The organism is Pseudomonas sp. MDT1-17 (assembly GCF_054898105.1).
This window is the reverse complement of record NZ_JBUBVM010000001.1, coordinates 1,509,451-1,529,693: the sequence shown is the minus strand read 5'-3', so window position 1 is coordinate 1,529,693 and position 20,243 is coordinate 1,509,451. Positions and strand designations below refer to the sequence as shown.

The 20,243-nt window shown below is 58.8% G+C and carries 17 protein-coding genes, 2 tRNA genes and 2 pseudogenes; 15 read left to right on the top strand and 6 right to left on the bottom strand.

What is annotated here, in order from left to right:
- The first annotated feature begins 4 nt into the window (after positions 1-4).
- The 7 genes from lolB to ychF all read left to right on the top strand — a co-directional run bounded on the left by lolB (position 5) and on the right by ychF (position 5,197).
- Positions 5-622, top strand: a complete 618-nt coding sequence (gene lolB, locus ACYZTX_RS06820; RefSeq protein WP_462033439.1) for a lipoprotein insertase outer membrane protein LolB — start codon at positions 5-7, stop codon at positions 620-622.
- 2 nt (positions 623-624) lie between these two features.
- The gene (gene ispE, locus ACYZTX_RS06815; RefSeq protein ID WP_462036997.1) at positions 625-1,476 is read left to right on the top strand and encodes a 4-(cytidine 5'-diphospho)-2-C-methyl-D-erythritol kinase; all 852 of its coding nucleotides are present in this window, start codon (positions 625-627) and stop codon (positions 1,474-1,476) included.
- A 36-nt stretch (positions 1,477-1,512) separates the two neighbouring features.
- Positions 1,513-1,587 (top strand) — tRNA-Gln (locus ACYZTX_RS06810).
- Between the two features lie 46 nt (positions 1,588-1,633).
- The gene (locus ACYZTX_RS06805; protein WP_003208392.1) at positions 1,634-2,575 is read left to right on the top strand and encodes a ribose-phosphate pyrophosphokinase; all 942 of its coding nucleotides are present in this window, start codon (positions 1,634-1,636) and stop codon (positions 2,573-2,575) included.
- Positions 2,576-2,716: 141 nt separating this feature from the next.
- Positions 2,717-3,319, top strand: coding sequence for a 50S ribosomal protein L25/general stress protein Ctc (locus tag ACYZTX_RS06800; protein WP_461979856.1), 603 nt, complete (start codon positions 2,717-2,719; stop codon positions 3,317-3,319).
- A 169-nt stretch (positions 3,320-3,488) separates the two neighbouring features.
- Positions 3,489-4,073: an aminoacyl-tRNA hydrolase gene (gene pth / locus ACYZTX_RS06795; protein WP_008037207.1), complete on the top strand. Its 585-nt coding sequence runs from the start codon at positions 3,489-3,491 to the stop codon at positions 4,071-4,073.
- A gap of 23 nt (positions 4,074-4,096) precedes the next feature.
- The gene (gene ychF, locus ACYZTX_RS06790) at positions 4,097-5,197 is read left to right on the top strand and encodes a redox-regulated ATPase YchF (protein WP_134419017.1); all 1,101 of its coding nucleotides are present in this window, start codon (positions 4,097-4,099) and stop codon (positions 5,195-5,197) included.
- 70 nt (positions 5,198-5,267) lie between these two features.
- Here ychF and ACYZTX_RS06785 read toward each other — a convergent pair whose 3' ends face one another.
- A complete protein-coding gene (locus ACYZTX_RS06785) occupies positions 5,268-6,485 on the bottom strand; it encodes an MFS transporter (RefSeq protein ID WP_462033438.1) in 1,218 nt (405 codons plus the stop codon).
- Positions 6,486-6,819: 334 nt separating this feature from the next.
- Here ACYZTX_RS06785 and ACYZTX_RS06780 point away from each other — a divergent pair, with 334 nt between their 5' ends.
- Positions 6,820-8,877 carry a methyl-accepting chemotaxis protein gene (locus tag ACYZTX_RS06780; protein WP_462033437.1) on the top strand — a complete coding sequence of 686 codons (2,058 nt, stop codon included), beginning with the start codon at positions 6,820-6,822 and terminating at the stop codon, positions 8,875-8,877.
- A gap of 116 nt (positions 8,878-8,993) precedes the next feature.
- Positions 8,994-9,070, top strand: a tRNA-Met gene (locus tag ACYZTX_RS06775).
- Between the two features lie 95 nt (positions 9,071-9,165).
- On the opposite strand, the gene ACYZTX_RS06770 is transcribed toward ACYZTX_RS06775, so the two are convergent.
- Positions 9,166-10,275 carry a DUF2817 domain-containing protein gene (locus ACYZTX_RS06770; RefSeq protein ID WP_462033436.1) on the bottom strand — a complete coding sequence of 370 codons (1,110 nt, stop codon included), beginning with the start codon at positions 10,273-10,275 and terminating at the stop codon, positions 9,166-9,168.
- Positions 10,276-10,437: 162 nt separating this feature from the next.
- On the opposite strand from ACYZTX_RS06770, the gene ggt reads away from it, so the two are divergent.
- The 3 genes from ggt (at position 10,438) to ACYZTX_RS06755 (ending at position 13,225) form a co-directional block, all read left to right on the top strand.
- Positions 10,438-12,270 (top strand): gamma-glutamyltransferase, encoded by a 1,833-nt coding sequence (gene ggt / locus ACYZTX_RS06765; protein ID WP_462033435.1) that lies wholly within the window; start codon positions 10,438-10,440, stop codon positions 12,268-12,270.
- Positions 12,271-12,547: 277 nt separating this feature from the next.
- Positions 12,548-12,850: a type II toxin-antitoxin system HigB family toxin gene (locus ACYZTX_RS06760; RefSeq protein WP_462033434.1), complete on the top strand. Its 303-nt coding sequence runs from the start codon at positions 12,548-12,550 to the stop codon at positions 12,848-12,850.
- Positions 12,851-12,853: 3 nt separating this feature from the next.
- Positions 12,854-13,225: a helix-turn-helix domain-containing protein gene (locus tag ACYZTX_RS06755; protein WP_449643099.1), complete on the top strand. Its 372-nt coding sequence runs from the start codon at positions 12,854-12,856 to the stop codon at positions 13,223-13,225.
- A gap of 143 nt (positions 13,226-13,368) precedes the next feature.
- Here ACYZTX_RS06755 and ddlA read toward each other — a convergent pair whose 3' ends face one another.
- Positions 13,369-14,463 carry a D-alanine--D-alanine ligase gene (ddlA, locus tag ACYZTX_RS06750; RefSeq protein ID WP_462033433.1) on the bottom strand — a complete coding sequence of 365 codons (1,095 nt, stop codon included), beginning with the start codon at positions 14,461-14,463 and terminating at the stop codon, positions 13,369-13,371.
- 151 nt (positions 14,464-14,614) lie between these two features.
- On the opposite strand from ddlA, the gene ACYZTX_RS06745 reads away from it, so the two are divergent.
- Together ACYZTX_RS06745 and ACYZTX_RS06740 are read left to right on the top strand one after the other, a co-directional pair.
- A complete protein-coding gene (locus ACYZTX_RS06745; RefSeq protein WP_462033432.1) occupies positions 14,615-15,424 on the top strand; it encodes an AraC family transcriptional regulator in 810 nt (269 codons plus the stop codon).
- Between the two features lie 76 nt (positions 15,425-15,500).
- A complete protein-coding gene (locus tag ACYZTX_RS06740) occupies positions 15,501-15,869 on the top strand; it encodes a cupin domain-containing protein (RefSeq protein ID WP_462033431.1) in 369 nt (122 codons plus the stop codon).
- Positions 15,870-15,927: 58 nt separating this feature from the next.
- Here ACYZTX_RS06740 and ACYZTX_RS06735 read toward each other — a convergent pair.
- The 3 genes and pseudogenes from ACYZTX_RS06735 to ACYZTX_RS06725 form a co-directional block, all read right to left on the bottom strand.
- A pseudogene (locus ACYZTX_RS06735) lies at positions 15,928-16,365 on the bottom strand (methyl-accepting chemotaxis protein); the annotation flags it as partial.
- A gap of 150 nt (positions 16,366-16,515) precedes the next feature.
- Positions 16,516-17,154, bottom strand: a pseudogene (locus tag ACYZTX_RS06730) (PAS domain-containing protein); the annotation flags it as partial.
- A 219-nt stretch (positions 17,155-17,373) separates the two neighbouring features.
- Positions 17,374-18,687, bottom strand: coding sequence for an MFS transporter (locus ACYZTX_RS06725; protein ID WP_462033430.1), 1,314 nt, complete (start codon positions 18,685-18,687; stop codon positions 17,374-17,376).
- 348 nt (positions 18,688-19,035) lie between these two features.
- Between ACYZTX_RS06725 and ACYZTX_RS06720 the strand changes: the two genes are divergently transcribed.
- A complete protein-coding gene (locus tag ACYZTX_RS06720; RefSeq protein WP_462033429.1) occupies positions 19,036-20,208 on the top strand; it encodes a hypothetical protein in 1,173 nt (390 codons plus the stop codon).
- Positions 20,209-20,243: the final 35 nt, after the last annotated feature.

Here is a 20,243-nt window from a genome sequence, read left to right as displayed (position 1 = left end):
GATTATGTTTTTGCGCCACCTCATCGTTTTCAGCTTCATCGCCCTGCTCGCCGGTTGCGCAGGCTTCGGTGCCCGCGAATCGGTCCAGGGTCAAGGCAACCCGGCCCAATGGCGCGTGTACAAACAGCAACTGACCAGTCTCGACGGCTGGCAGATCAACGGCAAGATCGGCATTCGCGCCCCGAAAGACTCGGGCAGCGGCACATTGTTCTGGCTGCAACGACAGGATTACTACGACATTCGCCTCTCCGGCCCCCTGGGTCGCGGCGCAGCACGCCTGACCGGTCGACCGGGCAAGGTCTCGCTGGAAGTCGCCAACCAGGGCCGCTATGAAGCGCCGACGCCTGAAGTGCTGGTCGAAGAACAACTGGGCTGGAAGCTGCCGGTCTCCAATCTAACCTGGTGGGTTCGCGGGCTCCCGGCTCCGGACAGCAAAAGCCGTCTGACGCTCGATGCCGACAGCCGGCTGGCCAATCTGGAGCAGGATGGCTGGCAAGTCGAATACCTGAGCTATGCCGAGCAAAACGGCTTTTGGTTGCCCGAGCGGATCAAACTGCATGGCACCGACCTTGACGTCACGCTGGTGATCAAGGAATGGCAACCTCGCAAACTGGGGCAGTGAACATGACGACTCCTCGCTTGACGCTGCCCTCCCCGGCCAAACTCAATCTGATGCTGCACATCCTCGGTCGCCGCGAAGACGGTTACCACGAGCTGCAGACTATTTTTCAGTTTCTCGATTACGGCGATGAAATCACCTTCGCCGTTCGCGACGACGGCGTGATTCGGTTGCACACTGAATTCGATGGCGTTCCTCACGACAGTAATTTAATCGTCAAGGCCGCAAAAAAACTTCAGGAGCAATCCGGTTGTTCGCTCGGGATCGACATCTGGATCGAAAAAATCTTGCCCATGGGCGGTGGAATCGGTGGCGGCAGTTCAAATGCCGCCACCACTTTGCTGGGCCTCAATCATCTCTGGCAACTGGGTTGGGATGAGGATCGGCTGGCCACTTTGGGCCTGACGCTCGGCGCGGACGTCCCGGTTTTCGTGCGTGGGCACGCGGCTTTCGCCGAGGGCGTGGGGGAGAAACTGACCCCTGTTTACCCCATCGAGCCGTGGTATCTCGTGCTTGTGCCGCAAGTCTCTGTAAGTACAGCAGAAATTTTTTCAGATCCGTTGTTGACACGTAACTCTTCTCCCATTAAAGTGCGCCCCGTTCCCAAGGGAAACAGTCGAAATGACTGCTTACCGGTGGTAGCAAGGCGTTATCCAGATGTACGTAACGCATTGAATTTGTTAGGTAAATTTACCGAAGCAAAACTCACCGGAACTGGAAGTTGTGTGTTTGGGGGCTTCCCAAGCAAAGCTGAAGCTGATAAAGTCTCGGCCCTTCTTACAGAGACCCTTACAGGGTTTGTAGCAAAGGGAAGCAACGTTTCGATGTTGCATCGCAAGCTGCAAAGTCTGCTCTAAAGGAACCGATTACTGGGTAATCGTTGCAACAGATACAGGGGCGTCGCCAAGCGGTAAGGCAGCAGGTTTTGATCCTGCCATGCGTTGGTTCGAATCCAGCCGCCCCTGCCATTTTCTAATACTCATCCAGGTTACCCTCAGCCTTCAGGTACTGCGCGTGTCCAAGATGATGGTCTTTACGGGGAACGCTAACCCCGATCTGGCTCGGCGTGTTGTACGTCAGCTGCATATCCCTCTCGGTGACATCTCTGTCGGCAAGTTCTCCGACGGCGAAATTACTGCCGAGATCAATGAAAACGTCCGCGGTAAAGATGTTTTCATTATTCAGCCGACTTGCGCTCCGACCAACGATAACCTGATGGAACTGGTAGTGATGGCTGACGCCTTCCGCCGCTCCTCGGCTACTCGTATCACTGCTGTTATTCCTTACTTTGGTTATGCCCGTCAGGATCGCCGTCCGCGTTCCGCACGTGTAGCTATCAGCGCGAAAGTCGTGGCTGACATGCTTACCGTAGTCGGCATCGACCGTGTTCTCACGGTTGATCTGCATGCTGACCAAATCCAGGGTTTCTTCGATATTCCGGTAGATAACATCTACGGCTCCCCGGTTCTGGTGGATGACATTGAAGATCAGCGCTTCGAAAACCTGATGATCGTGTCCCCGGACATTGGTGGCGTCGTGCGTGCACGTGCTGTTGCCAAGTCGCTGGGCGTGGATCTCGGGATCATCGACAAACGCCGTGAGAAAGCCAATCACTCTGAAGTGATGCATATCATCGGTGATGTCGAAGGGCGCACCTGTATTCTGGTCGATGACATGGTCGATACCGCCGGCACTCTGTGCCACGCGGCCAAGGCCCTGAAAGAGCATGGCGCTGCCAAGGTTTTCGCCTACTGCACACACCCTGTGCTGTCCGGTCGGGCGATCGAAAACATCGAAAATTCCATGCTGGACGAACTGGTGGTGACTAACACCATCCCGTTGTCCGCTGCTGCTCAAGCCTGCTCGCGTATCCGTCAACTGGATATCGCGCCGGTAGTTGCCGAAGCGGTCCGCCGCATCAGCAATGAAGAATCGATCAGCGCGATGTTCCGTTAAGGGCCCTGCCCTTCTCGAACATTTCGTTGACGAAAAGCGCCCCGCCCCGGCATTCCTGTCGGGGCGGGGCTTTTTTGCCCATATCGCCTTTAGCGCTGGTCGCAAACGCTGGGGCGAATGTGGTTATTTTGGAGATACAACATGAACGATTTTACTCTGAATGCTGAAGTGCGTTCCGACCTGGGGAAAGGTGCGAGCCGCCGCCTGCGTCGTCTCGCAAGCCTGGTACCTGCTGTAGTTTACGGTGGCGAAAAAGCCCCTGAATCCATCAGCATGCTGGCTAAAGAAGTTGCCAAACTGCTCGAAAACGAAGCGGCTTACAGCCACATCATCGAGCTGAACGTTGGCGGCACCAAGCAAAACGTAATCATCAAAGCTCTGCAGCGTCACCCGGCCAAAGGCCACGTGATGCACGCTGACTTCGTACGCGTTGTAGCTGGCCAGAAACTGACCGCTATCGTGCCTGTACACTTTGTTGGTGAAGAAGCTCCGATCAAGAAAGGCGGCGAAATTTCGCACGTTGTTTCGGACATCGAAGTGACCTGCCTGCCGAAAGACCTGCCTGAATTCATCGAAGTTGACTTGGCTAACGCCGAAATCGGCTCGATCATTCACCTGTCTGACCTCAAAGCCCCTAAAGGCGTTGAGTTTGTTGCTCTGGCACACGGTGATGACAAGGCTGTTGCCAACGTTCACGCTCCACGTGTTGCTCCAGAAGCTACTGAAGAAGGCGCAGCAGAGTAATTTCACTCTGTTCGCCGGAGTGAACGGAAACATCGCGGACTAGAGCGTAGCGAGAAAGCGGGCGAGAACGCGGAGTTTACATAATGGTAAATGAGCACTTGTCGTCCACTTTCGCCGCACACACCTGTCGCGGCGATGTTATCCACCACTCCAAGGAAGGGCCCCTATCGTGACTGCCATCAAACTGATCGTTGGCCTGGGAAATCCAGGCGCTGAATACGAACAGACCCGGCATAACGCAGGGGCCCTTTTTGTTGAGCGCATCGCGAACGCACAAGGCGTAAACCTTGTGGCGGATCGCAAATATTTCGGCCTGACCGGGCGCTATTCGCATCAGGGTCAGGATGTTCGTCTGCTGATTCCCACCACGTACATGAACCGCAGCGGCCAGGCCGTCGCGGCACTTGCCGGCTTCTTCCGCATCAAGCCGGAAGAAATTCTGGTGGCGCACGACGAACTCGACCTGCCACCGGGCGTTGCCAAGCTCAAACAGGGCGGCGGCCATGGCGGTCACAACGGGTTGCGCGACATCATCGCGCAACTGGGCAATCAGAATACCTTCTACCGCTTGCGGCTTGGCATTGGCCACCCGGGCGTTGCCAGTATGGTTTCAAATTTCGTCCTGGGTCGTGCGCCACGCGCCGAACAGGAAAAACTCGATGCCAGCATCGACTTTGCCCTCGGCGTGCTGCCGGATATCCTCGCCGGTGAATGGAACCGCGCGATGAAAAACCTGCACAGCCAGAAGGCCTGACTCTACTCCTCGGGGAAAACACCATGGGATTCAATTGCGGCATCGTCGGCCTGCCTAACGTCGGCAAGTCCACCCTGTTCAACGCCCTGACCAAATCCGGGATCGCGGCCGAGAACTTCCCCTTCTGCACCATCGAACCGAATACCGGTATCGTGCCGATGCCGGACAGCCGTCTGGAAGCCCTGGCCGCCATCGTCAATCCCAAGCGCATCCTGCCGACCACCATGGAATTCGTCGACATCGCAGGCCTGGTGGCTGGCGCCTCGAAAGGTGAGGGCCTGGGCAACAAGTTCCTCGCCAACATCCGTGAAACCGATGCCATCGCGCACGTGGTCCGCTGCTTCGAAGACGAGAACGTGATTCACGTCTCCAACAGCGTCGACCCGAAACGTGACATCGAAATCATCGACCTGGAACTGATCTTCGCCGACCTCGACAGCTGCGAGAAGCAACTGCAGAAAGTCGCCCGCAACGCGAAGGGCGGTGACAAAGACGCAGTAGTCCAGAAAGGCCTGCTGGAGCAATTGATCGCTCACTTCACCCTCGGCAAGCCTGCGCGCACCCTGATGAAGACTATGGGTGCCGACGACAAAGCGGTGATTCGTGGTTTCCACCTGCTGACCACCAAGCCGGTCATGTATATCGCCAACGTCGCTGAAGACGGTTTCGAGAACAACCCGCTGCTGGACATCGTCAAGGCCATCGCCGAAGAAGAAGGCGCCATGGTGGTTCCGGTCTGCAACAAGATCGAAGCCGAAATTGCCGAGCTGGATGACGGCGAAGAGAAAGACATGTTCCTCGAAGCCCTGGGTCTCGAAGAGCCTGGCCTGAACCGCGTGATCCGCGCTGGCTACGAGATGCTGCACCTGCAGACCTACTTCACCGCCGGTGTCGAAGAAGTCCGCGCCTGGACCGTACGCGTCGGTGCTACCGCACCACAAGCCGCTGGCGTGATCCACACCGACTTCGAGAAAGGCTTCATCCGCGCCGAAGTCATCGCCTACGACGACTTCATCCAGTACAAGGGCGAAGCCGGCACTAAAGAAGCCGGTAAATGGCGTCTGGAAGGCAAGGACTACATCGTTAAAGACGGCGATGTGATGCACTTCCGTTTTAACGTGTAAGTTCTTCAGGACGAAGCAGCCGCCCAAGAAAAAGCCGCGCTTAGACGCGGCTTTTTTGTGCGTGTGTTTTTTATACTTTTTTGGTTCTCGGCAGGAAGATCGCCAACACACCAAACAACGGCAGGAACGAGCACAGGAAGTACACGTATTCGATGCCGTGTATGTCGGCCAAATGCCCAAGCAACGCCGCACCAATCCCACCGAAGCCGAACATCAGGCCAAAGAACACCCCGGCAATCATCCCGACGTTACCCGGCACCAGTTCCTGGGCGTAGACCACAATGGCGGAGAACGCCGAGGCCAGAATGAAACCGATCACCACGCTCAACACACTGGTCCAGAACAGGTCCACGTGGGGCAGCAACAGGGTGAACGGCGCAACGCCGAGGATCGAGAACCAGATAACGGCTTTACGCCCGATCTTGTCGCCGATCGGTCCTCCGAAAAACGTCCCCGCCGCAACTGCTCCGAGAAACAGGAATAGATGCAATTGCGAACTCGCCACCGACAGGTCGAATTTCTCGATCAGGTAGAAAGTGAAGTAACTGGTGAAGCTGGCCATGTAGAAATACTTGGAGAACACCAGCAACCCGAGCACCACCAGTGCACTGATCACCCGGCCCTTAGACAAGCCATGCGTCGCCGCTTGACCTTGCTTGAGCTTGAACAGACTCAAGTGGTTGGCGTACCAGCGACTGATCCGATAGAGCACGAACAGCGCAAACACGGCGAACAACCCGAACCATGCAACATGGCCCTGACCGAAGGGAATAATGATCGCCGCCGCCAGCAATGGACCGAACGCCGAGCCTGCATTACCGCCGACCTGAAAGGTTGATTGCGCCAGGCCGAATCGCCCACCCGAGGCCAGCCGCGCCACGCGAGAAGCTTCCGGGTGAAAGGTCGAAGAGCCGATACCGATCAAACCGGCCGCCAGCAGAATCATCGGGAAGCTGCCCACCACCGACATCATCAGAATGCCGATCAACGTGCAGACTGTCCCGGCCGGTAGCAGCCAGGGCTTAGGGTGCCGATCGGTGTGATAGCCCACCCATGGCTGCAACAGCGAAGCCGTCAGCTGGAACGTCAAAGTAATCAACCCAACCTGGGTGAAGGTCAGGCCATAGTTGGCCTTGAGCATCGGATAGATCGACGGCAGCACCGACTGAATCAGGTCGTTGATCAAATGCGCCAGCGCCACCGCGCCAATAATGCGCATGACCAAAGGGCTGCTTTGTGAAGTCGCGGATGCCGGCGCTGTGCCGGTCTGGGCATTGCTGATAGCCATAAGAGTTTCCGTACAACAGATGGGTGCACACAGGCGGGTGCGTCAATGTGCCATTTTTCAGTGCATCAGCGCCATCCCCTTAGCCTGCTAACGACCTCGACTTTCATCGCTGAAAAAAGGTGATAGCGCAACGCCATGGTCTGAATCTTGCCTCTGTAATCCGCTTCAACGCGGCCCCTTACAAAGGGGACCGAGAATGGGAAGTTTCGCCACAGAGTCGGCCTACAGAGCTGACGAGGGTGAACTTTCGAGGCCTTTTAAAAGGGCACACGTCGCGGCCGCAACGGTCTCGACGCACGCCGATGGTGCGTGGTGTCCAGAGGAGTTTTGGGGCATGCAGGCTTTTTTATCACCGGGGATCGGGTTGCTGGGGCGTTTGGGTTTCGCACGCAAATTTCAGCTGTTGTTTCTACTGTTTATTCTGCCGCTGGCGGGCAGTCTGTGGATGATCGGTCAGGACTATCGCGACAAACTGAACCTGATCTCCGGCGAACGTGCCGGGGTTCGGCAACTGCTTGCTCTGGATACACTCGATAACCTGCTCGCCGCCCAGCGTAACCGCGCGGCTCGCTGGCGCGCCACGGAAACCAATCGCCAGCCAACGCCAGCGACGATCGCGGCGATGGCTGCTTTCGATACGGTTCAGCCCGCCGTCACCCAGGCCACCTCGGACCTCGGCAACGCATTGCAAACCGAAGGCGCCGAGGGCGAAACCCTGGCCCGTTATCAAACCCTGCAAACCGCCCTCAACGGCCTGGACTCGAAAAGCCTGAGCAGCGTCGGTTGGTGGCCGGACGGTTACGATCGGTTCACCAATGCCTTGAGTGCCCTGCAAGCCTTGCGCGAGCAGATCGCCATGGACAATCGCCTGACGTTGGCGCCGTGGCTGGAAACCTATTTGCTGACCCAGATCTCTACACAGCACGCGCCGGACCTGATTGAACGGGTCGGCCGTCTGGCCAGCGTCGGCCAGGCGTCGGTGGTGTCCGGGCAATTCACCCTGCAAAGCCGTCTGCAATTGCGCGACTTGCGCAGCCGCATCGGCGATGCCCGGGAGCAGCTTGTCAAAACCGCGAGCCTGCTGGAGGCGCGGCTACCCAGCGCGTTGCAAGCCTGGTCCGGGCAATACCATGACAGCCTCAAGCACTTGGACGCCGAGTTGAAAGTTCTCGATGACGGCGTGTTCGGCGGCAGCATCAAGCTCAAGCCAGAAGAGTTCGAACGCAATCTCGACGCCCTGCTCTCCGATTTCGCTTCGCTGCGTCAGCAATCGCTGGTGTCGCTGGATCAGCGTCTGGATTACTACCACGGTTCGGCCATTCGCCAGTTCATCGTCGTCGCGACAATTTTTGGCTGTCTGCTCTTGGCCGCGCTGTACCTGTTCATCTGCTTGCAAGCCTCGATCCGTCGCAGCGCCAGCGGCATCACCCTGCTGGCCGAAGCCTTGCGTGACGGCAATCTGAGCCTTCAAGTACCGGTGCAGGGTCGCGACGAACTGGCCGCCATCAGCACCGCCCTCAATGTCGCGGTCGTGCAGCTGCGCAACAGTCTGCTGGGGGTCGATCATGAAACTTTGCAGCTGAGCAACGCGGTGCGCACCCTCAACCATCACTCCAGCGGTGCCTTGGGGGAAGTCGAAGCTCAGCAGTTGCAGATCAGCCAGATCGCCGCGGCCGCCACACAATTGGCCGCCACCTCGCAAGGGGTTGCCCAGAGTTGCGAACAGGCCTCCGGCAGCGCTCAGCACACCCAGCGCATCGCCGCCGACAGCAGCCGTGACAGCCTGCGCACGACGGCAAGCATTCAGCAACTCAATCAGCGTTTGAACGACACTGCTGCGGCACTGGGCCGGGTCAGTGAGCAGGGGCAGCAGATTCAGTTGGTGGTGGACACCATCCGAGGGGTTGCCGAGCAGACAAATTTGTTGGCGCTTAACGCCGCCATCGAGGCCGCTCGCGCGGGTGAGCAAGGTCGTGGCTTTGCGGTGGTGGCCGACGAAGTGCGCAGCCTGTCGCAACGCACCCAGTCCTCCACCGTGCAGATTGCCGGCACCGTCGACAGCTTGCGCAGCACGGTGAACGAAGCGGTGAGCCTGATGGAAGCCGCCTGCGGCCAGGCTCAATCCGACGCCCAAGCCGTTACTGGCCTGGGCGAACGGTTGGGGGAAATTGCCAGTGCCGTGCAAAGCGTCACCGATACCCTGGCGCAGATCGCCACAGCGGTCGACGAGCAAGCGACCACCGCCGACGAAGTCAGCGGCAACATCCAGCAAGTCGATCAGGCGGCGGTTCGCTTACTCGAAGGTGCGCGGGCGGTGAACCTGGCGGCGGACACCTTGAGCCAGGGCAGCAAGGCCTTGAGTGCCAATACCGGGAGATTTCAGCTCAGTTGACGCCCTCCCCCAACCCGGTTTTCTGGGTCTGGTGGATAAGCGGTTGAAAGCGTAGAGAAATATTTTAGATTTACGCTTGACACATCATCGTTACGAGCCAATAATGCGCGCCACTTGGCTACATAGCTCAGTTGGTTAGAGCATAGCATTCATAATGCTGGGGTCCGGGGTTCAAGTCCCTGTGTAGCCACCAAGTACTAAAAACGGCTTACCGAAAGGTAGGCCGTTTTTTTATGCCTCGAAAAAAGTGCCCGGAATAAACAGCGCCGAGCCGCCCAAGAAGTCGCATCAAGAACGAATCGCCGGCAACGCTGACAACGCCCGCTCCCATATCTGCCAGGTACGCAACCAGACCATGGCCTGCCAGTCGCTGTCAGCGGGATAGAACTGCTCAAGCAGATTCAGTTTTATCGCGCGTCCCACGCCATCACCTGGATTGCCGTGCAGGTGCAGCCAGTGGTCATCGCGCAGATGACGATGAACGTCCGCTCCCGGATAAGTCCCGCACTCAATCACAAACGGCATTAACCGCACGTGCGGCAGCGCATTGATCAACGCTTGCGAGGTGTATCCGGTGGCAGTGGCTGCAACGCCGGTTTCGCTCAGCGTGTCGGCGCCGGTCAGCAGCGTATAGAGCCACGGGCCGTAAATGGCCTGCGCATCTGCAAGCGCTGGATAGGCTGCCTCGGTAATGGTCAGCAACATCGGATGACCGTACTCCCCGGCGCCGGTGTGCAAGTCGAAACACATGGCAACTTCGGCATGGGCGACATGCTTTTGAATGATCTGATGCAACGTGCGGTTCGACCAGCTCGGCGCCCGTCCGCCGTAAAACAAACCATCGGGATGACGGTGCTGGCCGCCCTCGACAATCGACATCACCGCTGGCCAGCCGTGTTCGTCGATCTGCGCATTGAGCAACGCATCGGCGCGATCACGCTCAGGGCCTTGCAACTCCGTACAGGCATAGATTTCATGCAGCGCTGCATAGGCCCGATTATCCGGCAATGGGTGGTCGAAGTTCAGGTGATTGCGGTTCAGGTCGATGTTGTCTTCGTTGACTCGACGCAGCCACGCAGTGCCCCAGGGATTGATCAGGTGGATCATCACCACCGCGACATCGGCCGGCAACGAACGCTCGCCCAACGCCTGCAACCACTTGATCTGACATCCCGAACCATAGAAGCCTTCAACGCCGTGAGTGCCGCTCAGCACAATCAGCAAACGCTTCGCGCCCGGATCGCCAAGCACCGCCACATCGGTGCTCAGTGACTCACCGAACGGCCCGTTGAGTGGATGCGGGTACTCGGTCAGCGTCGCACCGGCCGCGGTCGCAGCGGCCAGGAATTGATCACGCTGAGTGCGGTAACTGGGGTGGGTGGGGAACTCGGTCTGCATGTTTGCCTCTTGTTGATCTTCTGGCCGGTGTTGCCCTCGACCCTACAGAAAATCCTCTACTTCATGAAGAACAAAAGTGTCTTCGCGGTAGGCCTTGGTTTGCGTCGCTCCCTGTCGGCCGATAAAGTCCCCAGATCTTTCCCACGGACGGAGTGCCCCCACGTGTTCTCAGCCTTCCACTTGAGCCACTATCGCCTGTCAGCCTTTTCGCTGATCGCCACGGCGTTAACCCTCGCAGCCTGCAGCGCCCCGATCTCTTCGACATTGCCTGTGGCGCCGGAAATCGCTTCGGGTTATCGCGCCGACCTGCAGACCCAGCACGCCTCAAAACACATGGCGGCCGCGGCCAATCCGCTGGCGGCCGAAGCCGGACGGGAGATGTTGCGTCAGGGCGGTTCGGCAATCGATGCCGCAATTGCGATGCAGGCCGTGCTGACGCTGGTCGAGCCGCAATCCTCGGGCATTGGCGGTGGCGCGTTGATCGTGCTGTGGGATGGCAAGGCCGTGCGCACTTATGACGGTCGTGAGACCGCGCCGGCCGGCGCCACCGAGAAGCTTTTCCTGCAAGCCGACGGCAAACCGATGCCGTTCACCCAGGCGCAGATTGGCGGTCGTTCGGTGGGGACACCGGGCGTGTTGCGGGCACTTGAGTTGGCCCATCAGAAACACGGTCGCCTGCCGTGGGCGCAGCTGTTCGAACCGGCCATCAAACTCGCGGAGCAAGGCTTCACCATCTCGCCACGCCTTCACCGGTTGATCGCCTCGGACTCGTCCGTGCGAAGCTCACCGGACATGGCAGCCTACTTCCTGAGTGCCGATGGCAGTCCGAAAGCCGCCGGCATGCAACTGAAAAACCCGGCACTGGCCGCTGTGTTCAAACGCATCGCCAAGGAAGGACCGGATGCGTTGTACAAAGGCCCCATTGCACAAGAGATTGTCGCTAAGGTTCAGGGCCACGCCAACCCCGGCAGCCTGTCGCTGAACGACCTCAAAGGCTACAGCGCCAAGGAGCGCGCGCCGCTGTGCACCGACTACAAACGCTGGCAAGTCTGCGGCATGCCGCCACCGTCTTCGGGCGGGATCGCCGTGGCGCAGATCCTCGGCACCTTGCAGGCCCTGGAAACCCGTGACCCGCGTTTTGCCCTGGCGCCACTGAAGCCGGTCAAGACAGACAAAGCGGCGCGCATTGAACCGACGCCTGAAGCCGTGCACCTGATCTCCGAGGCCGAGCGTCTGGCCTACGCCGACCGCGCGCTGTACGTGGCCGACGCAGACTTCGTGCCCGTCCCCGTCAAGGGTCTGGTGGACCCGACTTACCTGGCCAGCCGCGCCGCGCTGATCGGTGATCGCAGCATGGGCACAGCCAAACCCGGCACCCCGCCGGGCATTCAGGTCGCCTACGCGCCGGACCGTTCGCCGTTGCGCATTTCCACCTCGCACGTGGTGGCAGTGGATGACGAAGGCGGTGCCGTGTCCATGACCACCACCGTGGAATCCGCGTTTGGCTCGCATTTGATGGTTCAGGGCTTCCTGCTCAACAACCAGATGACCGATTTCTCGTTCATCCCCGAAGAGAATGGCCAGAAGGTTGCCAACCGCGTCGAACCCGGCAAACGCCCACGCTCGTCCATGGCACCGACCCTGATCTTCGACCGCCAGAGCGGTGAATTCCTCGCCTCCGTCGGCTCCCCCGGCGGCTCGCAGATCATCGAATACGTCGCCAAATCCGCCATCGGCCTGCTCGACTGGAACCTCGACCCACAAGCCGCCATCAGCCTGCCCAACTTTGGCAGCCGCAACGGCCCGACAGAACTGGAACAGGGACAGTTCAGCCCGGCGCTGATTCAGGCACTGAAGGACAAAGGGCACAGCGTCAACGAGATCGACATGACCAGCGGGATCCAGGCGATTGTCCGGGTGAAGGATGCGCAGGGGAGAACGTCGTTGGCGGGAGGGGCCGACCCGCGGCGGGAGGGAGCTGCGTTGGGGGATTGAGTCTTACGCGGGAATGAGAGAGGGCTTACTGGGAGGTAGGCCCTTTTTTATGCCTGACTAATCCTGATCGGCCACTTCGCGCAGCCTTTTCCTACCCACAAATGACTGCTTCTTGGATAGAGTTTGAAGATCAGTTTTTCCCAATTCTGCGTCTGCCCCCAACTCATCAAATTAGCTGTCGGCAGTGTTTGATTACAGAAGTCGAACTCGCTCCTCCGCACATCGGATGCGCCTCCAAAGACTTGCGTCAGTCCCACCACGGGACTAGGATCACTCCATGAGAATCATCGCTATCAGTCAGTTGAAAAGGTTTTGGGAGAAATACCCAGACTCGGAACAATCCTTTCTGGCCTGGATTGATGAGTCAAAAAATGCTGAGTGGAAAGCGCCAGCGGACATAAAGGCGCACTTTGCTACCGCCAGTATTCTCAAAAGCCGCAGAGTCGTGTTCAACATCAAGGGCAATGACTTTCGGTTGGTAGTCGCTGTGGCCTATCGCTTCGGCGCCGTATACATAAAATTTGTCGGCACTCACAAACAGTACGACGCGATCGACGCTGATACCGTCGAGATGGAGTAACCCATGAACATTCGCCCAATTCACACCGACGAGGACTACCGTGCAGCCCTCAAGAACGTGTCAGCGCTGTTCGACAACGAACCAGAGCCTGGCACCCCTGAGGGTGATTACTTCGACATTATGATCACGCTGATCGAAGCCTATGAATCGAAGCGGTTTCCCGTGGACCTGCCCAATCCAATCGATGCGATTAAGTTTCGTATGGAGCAGTCCGGCCTCTCTGCTGCAGACCTTGCACCCGCCATTGGTCGTACCAACCGAGTGTATGAAGTGCTTAATGGCAAACGTGCGTTGACGCTTCCGATGATCTGGAAACTTCACGATTTATTCGGGATACCGGCGCAGAGCCTGATCAAACCGGTAAAGCAGGCTTGATCAGGTGCCAGCCGACTCCTGAAAATGCATCAACATGACCCACGGCGCCTTCACCAGCGCGATCGCTTCCCTGCCGACAGCCAGACGTTACGTGCACTAACCTTCTTGGCGTGTCGCCTCGAATAATTCTTGTTGTATTCAGCCTAGCGAGAAATCTTCAGCGCCTGCCGCGCCTTATGCTTCTCCAGCGCCAGCTCGATCAATCGGCTGACCAGCTCGCTGTAAGTCATACCGGTGGCCTGCCATAGTTTGGGGTACATGCTGATGCGCGTGAAGCCGGGCAACGAGTTGATCTCATTGATCAGCACTTCGCCGCTCTCGGTCAGGAACACGTCGACCCGCGCCAGCCCGGAACAGCCCAACACCTGAAACGCCTCGACGGCCAGGGCACGAATGCGTTCGCTGGCCTCGATGCTGATATCAGCCGGCACCAAAACTTGCGCCGCTTGAGCGTCGATGTATTTGCTGTCGTAGGAATAGAACCCGCTGCGCACCACGATCTCGCCACAACCGCTGGCGATGGCGTCTTCGTTGCCCAGCACCGCGCATTCAATCTCGCGGCCGCTGACGGCGGACTCGACCAAGACTTTCTCATCGAAACCCAGGGCCAGTTCTACCGCTGCCGCGTATTCGGCTTCGTCATTCACCTTGCTCACGCCCACGGAAGATCCCTGGTTCGCCGGTTTGACGAACAACGGCAGACCGAGTTTGCCCTGCACCTCGGCGAACCGGGTGCGCGCCGCGGTGGCGCGGGTCAGGGTGACGAATGGCGTGACCGCCAACCCGGCGTCACGCAGCAGGCGCTTGCTGATGTCCTTGTCCATGCAGACGGCCGAACCGAGCACGTCGGAGCCGACAAATGGCAGATCGGCCATGCGCAGCAAACCTTGCAGGCAACCGTCTTCGCCCAGGGTGCCATGGACGATCGGGAAGATCACATCGACGTGACCCAGCAGTTCCTGACTGGAAGTTTCCACCAATTGCTGGCTGACCTTGCCCGGCACAACGGCTAGTTCGCGATTGGACCGGTTAAGGGCGATCAGCGCCGGGTTTTCCTGATTGAGCAGGAAGTTTGAAGGGTCGTTAAGGTGCCAGTGGCCTTGCTTGTCGATGCCGATCAGCACCGGCTCGAAGCGCGAACGGTCCAGCGCATCGACGATGTTTTTCGCCGATTGCAGCGACACTTCGTGTTCAGCCGAACGGCCGCCAAAAATAATGCCTACCCGCAGTTTGCTCATTACCTGACCCACCTTTATGGCTTCAGCGAATGTTCAGCACCTTGCAACATTAGTCCGGGATTTTCCACCAGCCGGGAGATTCGATCGGCAGCAGACAGACGGCTGGTCAGTGGGGTAACGTATTGCGCAACGAGCTCAAGGCAACAACACCATGGCCAAGCACACGCCTTCCATCGACTGGTTCCACCGCGCGCCCGACGTCGGCGGGCTCCAGCGTTTCGAGGCGTTTTTTGCAGGCCACGGCTACGACCTTCACCGCCACGATACCTATGCCATCGGCCATACCCTGGCCGGTGTGCAGAGTTTTCAGTACCGAGGTGGCTGGCGCCACAGTCTGCCGGGCGGGACGATGGTGCTGCACCCGGACGAAGTTCACGATGGCGAAGCCGGCACCGAGACCGGGTTCCAGTACCGAATGATGTACATCGAACCGGCGCTGATCCAGCAGATGCTCGGCGGCCAGCCATTGCCGTTTATCAAGACCGGCCTGTCGACCGACCCACGTTTATTCGCCGCCACTGCCGTGCTGCTGCGAAGCCTCGATTGTCCCCTCGAGCCTATGGAAGAACAGGATGCGCTGTTCGATCTGGCTCAAGCCTTGAACAGCGTTTCAGGCGTGCCTGCGACCCGCCAGAGCTTCGACTACGTGGCAGCCGAACGCGCGCGAGCATTCATTCACAGCGCCCTGGATCGCACCGTGACGCTGGAAGAACTGGCGCAACACAGCGGTCGCGATCGCTGGAGTCTGTCGCGGGATTTTCGCCTGTTGTTCGGCACCAGCCCTTATCGATACCTGACCATGCGCCGGCTCGACCTGGTCCGCACGCTGCTGATCCAGGGCCAGTCACTGGTCAGCGCCGCGCTGATCGCCGGCTTCACTGATCAAAGCCACATGACCCGGCAGTTCAGCAAAACCTACGGCCTGTCGCCGGCCCGCTGGATGAAAATGCACCGCCGCTGAGCCACGCACAATCGTTCAAGAAGCAGGCCGATGCGTGGGCTATCGTGGATTTACGATCAACCACCAGAGCTGCTTCATGAAAGCTTACGAAAGCCTGAATTTCGCTGAAAAAATCGCCAAGATCGGCCCTTACTGGACGCCTCGGGTCATTGCCGAGATGAACGACTACCAGTTCAAGGTGGTGAAACTGCTGGGGGATTTCATCTGGCACGATCACCTTGATACCGACGAAACCTTCATCGTTCTCGAAGGGCAATTACGCATCGACTTTCGCGATGGCCACGTGCTGGTGAACGCCGGCGAAATTTATGTGGTGTCAAAAGGTGTCGAGCACAAACCGTTTGCCGAGCAGGAAGTAAAACTCCTGCTGATCGAACCCAAGGGTGTGCTGAACACTGGCAACGAAGGTGGCGAGCGCACTGCGCAGAATGACGTTTGGGTGTGAAAGGCAGGCTGCCTGGGGAAAACGCCGATTGTAGCGATTTCCACCAGGATGGCAGGCATCAAGTCGCCAGCTGATTGGCAAACTGCCCGACCGCGTTCACCACTTTCTGTGCACCGTCCTGAATCTCGACGATTACCGTACCCGCCTCTGCCGCCAGCGCCAGCCCCTGCTCCGCCTGGAGTTTGCCTTCGGTCATCAGCGCCACGGCGTTGCGCGCCATGTCCTGGTTCTGACGCACCACGCCGACGATTTCATCGGTTGCCTGGCTGGTGCGCGAAGCCAGTTGCCGGACCTCATCCGCCACCACCGCGAAACCACGACCCTGCTCTCCGGCCCGAGCGGCTTCGATGGCTGCGTTGAGCGCCAGCAGGTTGGTCTGTTCGGCAATCCCGCTGATGGTTTTGACAATGGTGCCAATCACCAGCGACTGCTCATTCAGCGCTTCGATGCCTTCGCCGGCGGTTTGCATGTGTTTGGCAAGGTCACGCATCACGTTCACCGCCTGAGTCACCACGGCGTTACCGCGTTGCGCGCTGCTGTCGGTTTGCTGCGAGGTGCTGTAGGCAATGTTCGCCGCTTCGGCGACGGCTTGCTCCTGATTGACTTGATCGGTAATCACCGTGGCGAACTTCACCACTTTGTAGAGCTTGTTGTTGGCATCGACCACCGGGTTGTAGGAAGCCTCCAGCCAGACCTCGCGGCCGTGGCTGTCGATGCGTTTGAAACGGCCAGCGACGAACTCGCCTGCATTCAAGCGGCGCCAGAAGTCCTGGTACGCGGCGCTGTTGTAATCCTCCGGTTGGCAGAAGGTGCGGTGATGTTTGCCCTTGATCTGCGCCAGGCTGTAGCCCATGCCGCTGAGAAACCGGTCGTTGGCTGCAAGCACATTGCCATTGAGGTCGAACTCGATCACCGCCGTGGAGCGCACGAGCGCGCCGATCAGGTTCTCATGCTCACGGGACGCCTCGATGGTGCGGGTCAGGTCACTGGAGTAAATCGAGAAGTGCTTGATCCGGCCGTCCGCGGACCGAACCGGCTGCACGATCGAGCGCAGCCAGGCTTCCTGGCCATTGCCGCGCAACAAGCGCACCGCGCCGACAAAGTGTTCGCCACGGGTCAGCGCGGCTTTGAAACGGTGGTGGAATTCGTCCGATTTCACATGGACCGGGACGATGTCTTCAACGTGTCGACCTATCAGGTCGTTGCTTTTGTAGAGCATCTCGCCGATGAAGTTCTGGTTGACCGATTGAATCCGCCCATCGGTATCGAGGGTCAGGACCAGCATCTCGCTTTCCAGACTTTCCTTCACTTGCTGGAGGCTGGAGAGTTCTTCGCGAAGAGCCGACAGCTCCTGCTTCAAGCGTTTGTTGAACATGGGGATACACCGATGGACAGGGATAGAAAGCGGTATGCAGCCTAACCATCGGCCTTAGGGATATTTTCTGAAGAGTGTTTCAGGGTTGTCCTACAAAAATAGTTGCTACACGAACGGTCCTGCCTTCGATTACATCGCGCCAGCAGGCGAACAGCTTCCAACTTTTGGCATCCGCGTCCCGAAATACGCGGCACTGCTCACACCCACAGCCCCCATCACCGCGCAGAAGATCACGCAGATCCATGGGCTCCACGGCATCAGACCGATCAGCAACAACGGTGTGATACTCGCCCAAACGGCGTAGGCAATGTTGTAGGTGAAGGAAATCCCCGAGACACGAATCCGCGCCGGGAACAGGCTGACCATCACCGACGGCACCGCGCCGACCACCCCGCAACTGAGACCGGCCACCGCGTACGCCAGACCGATCCAGTTGCCACCGATGATCAGGCAGGTGTAGAGAACGCCGATGCCCAGTGGCAGCAGCAGGCTATAGAGCATCACCGTGCGCCAGGCGCCAATGCGGTCGACCAGCAGCCCGGCGAGTACGCAGCCGACATTCAGAAAAACAATGCCCAAGGCACTCAAGGCAAAGGTATGGCTGGCGGTCATACCGAAGGTTTTCTGCATCATGGTCGGGGTGATCACCACGAACACCACCACCGCCGACGTCAGCACACAGGTGAGGATCATCGCCGGCAGCATGGCCAGACGGTGTTCACGCAAGACCGTGCGCAGCGGCAGCTCGACGGTTGCATCGCGTTGGGCCTGCATGGCCATAAACACCGGGGTTTCGCTGAGCCAGCGGCGTAGCCAGACGCCGATTACGCCGAACACGCCGCCCAGCAGGAACGGGTAACGCCAGGCGTAATCGAGGATCTCGGCCGGGGTGAACGCCTGCGCCAGAAACGTCGCCGTCAAAGCGCCGATCAAATAGCCGAAAGTCAGCCCCGCCTGCAGAAAACCCAGGGCGTAACCGCGATGGCCGGCCGGTGCATGCTCGGCAACAAACACCCAGGCGCTCGGCACTTCGCCGCCCACCGCCGCGCCCTGGAGGATGCGCAGGGCCAACAGCAGCAGCGGTGCGAAATAGCCGATCTGGGCGTAGGTCGGCATGATGCCGATGAGCAGGCACGGCAATGCCATCATCAGGATGCTCAGGCTGAAGACCTTCTTGCGACCCAGTCGGTCGGCGAAATGCGCCATGAGAATGCCGCCCAGGGGCCGCGCCAGATAACCGGTGGCGAAAATCCCGAAACTTTGCAGCAGGCGCAGCCACTCCGGCATTTCCGGCGGGAAGAACAGCTGGCTGAGGGTCAGTGCGAAAAATACGAAGATGATGAAGTCGTAGATTTCCAGCGCGCCACCTAACGCCGCAAGGCCCAGGGTCTTGTAGTCCGAACGGTTGAACGGCGCCGGGCGCGAATCGGTATTGGCAGTCATGAAAAGAACTCTGGCATAGGCAAAAACCAAGGCGCCCATGGTCTACGCAAACGCGCCAACGGACAACCCGTTAGACCAAAGTCTCAGACTGGTAAAACTTCGTCACAAGAAGTAACCGATTGATTTACTGTTGGCACCTGTCCAGACGGGCGGTTGCAGCCCTTAAGACCTTCTGGTGCTGTTTCTGCTGTGGGCGTTGGGGACGACGCTGACGTATACGGCGCCGGTGATGCCTTAACGTAAAAAGGGCCGATATATCTATCGGCCCCTACTTCTTGTTCGGTCTAGTCTGTTTCAGTATGTAGGCGCCCCGAACCTAAGGGCCCACACGCTGAAAAGGATCTGAGCATGTTCAAATTTGCAGGACTCACCTTCGCGGCCCTGACCCTGAGTGCCGCCGCCCATGCCGATGTCGACCTGAAGCTGGGCAGTACCGAACGCGTTACCCGCCTGTTCGCTTATCCCAACAATTGCAATGTGATCTGCTTTCGCAACTGGACGCTGGAGCAAACGGTTGAGCATTACCTGACTCAAAGCGTGCAGCGCGATGGCTACAGCGACGCGAAGGTACAGGTCAAAACCGATAACGATCAGCTCTATGCCGCAATCACCGGGGTGCCCAGAGGTTATGAAAAGCCGTTGGCGGCGCTGCTCGATGCCGGCGATCTGGCTTATACCGGCGCCAGCAAGCTGAATGCCGACGGCAAGTGGGCTTACAGCTGGTACTTGTTCCTGCCGCTGGGCATGGCACTGGAGAACCGTAGAAGTGTCGAGTTGCTGCACTTTCCGCCGGATTACTCGCTGACCCAGGCGCAGGATTACCTGAAGTCGGCCACCACTGATCGTTGGGCCACGCTGCTGACGGTCAACGGGATCGCTGCCGATCAGACGCCGGCTTTCCAGACCATCATCGACATCGCGCCGATCGCCGCGCCATCCAACGCTGGCAAAGATCTGGAAGGTGTCTACGACTATTTCAAGGACTACCAGACCACCATGGTCAAGCAACTCAGCCAGAACGCCAGCGGTGAGGCGTTGCCGATGGTCGCCTTCGGCGCGCCGGTGCGTAACTGGATCAAGCAGCAATACGGGCCGACCGTGAATGTGCTGGGCCTGGTCCGCATCAGTCCGACTGACGGGGTGAAAGTACCCGTGCTGGGTTCCAACCATCCGAGTTACATCTGGTACGCCGCCGACCCGGACAGCTACACCGGTAAAGATGCCCAGGCCCAGGCCGACGCAGCGGGCCTGAAAGTCATGGGCCAGGACTTGAGTGCCGCATGCTGGCAGGCCACCATGGGCCGCCAACCGGACAGTAATCCCGACATTGAATTGAGAAGTTGCACCCAAACCTGGCAAGTGGCCCAGTCAGAAAAGACCTGCGAGCTGTTCTACACCTCTATCCGCAAACTGACGTCCGTACAAGCCGTGGCCAAGTGCGCGACGGCAACGATCAAATCTCAGCTCAAACAGCTGAAAGCTCCGCTACCCGCGACTGCGATCCCTGCCCCGCCTCTGTAAAACGATGAACGGCGGGTCTACTGTCAGTTATGACA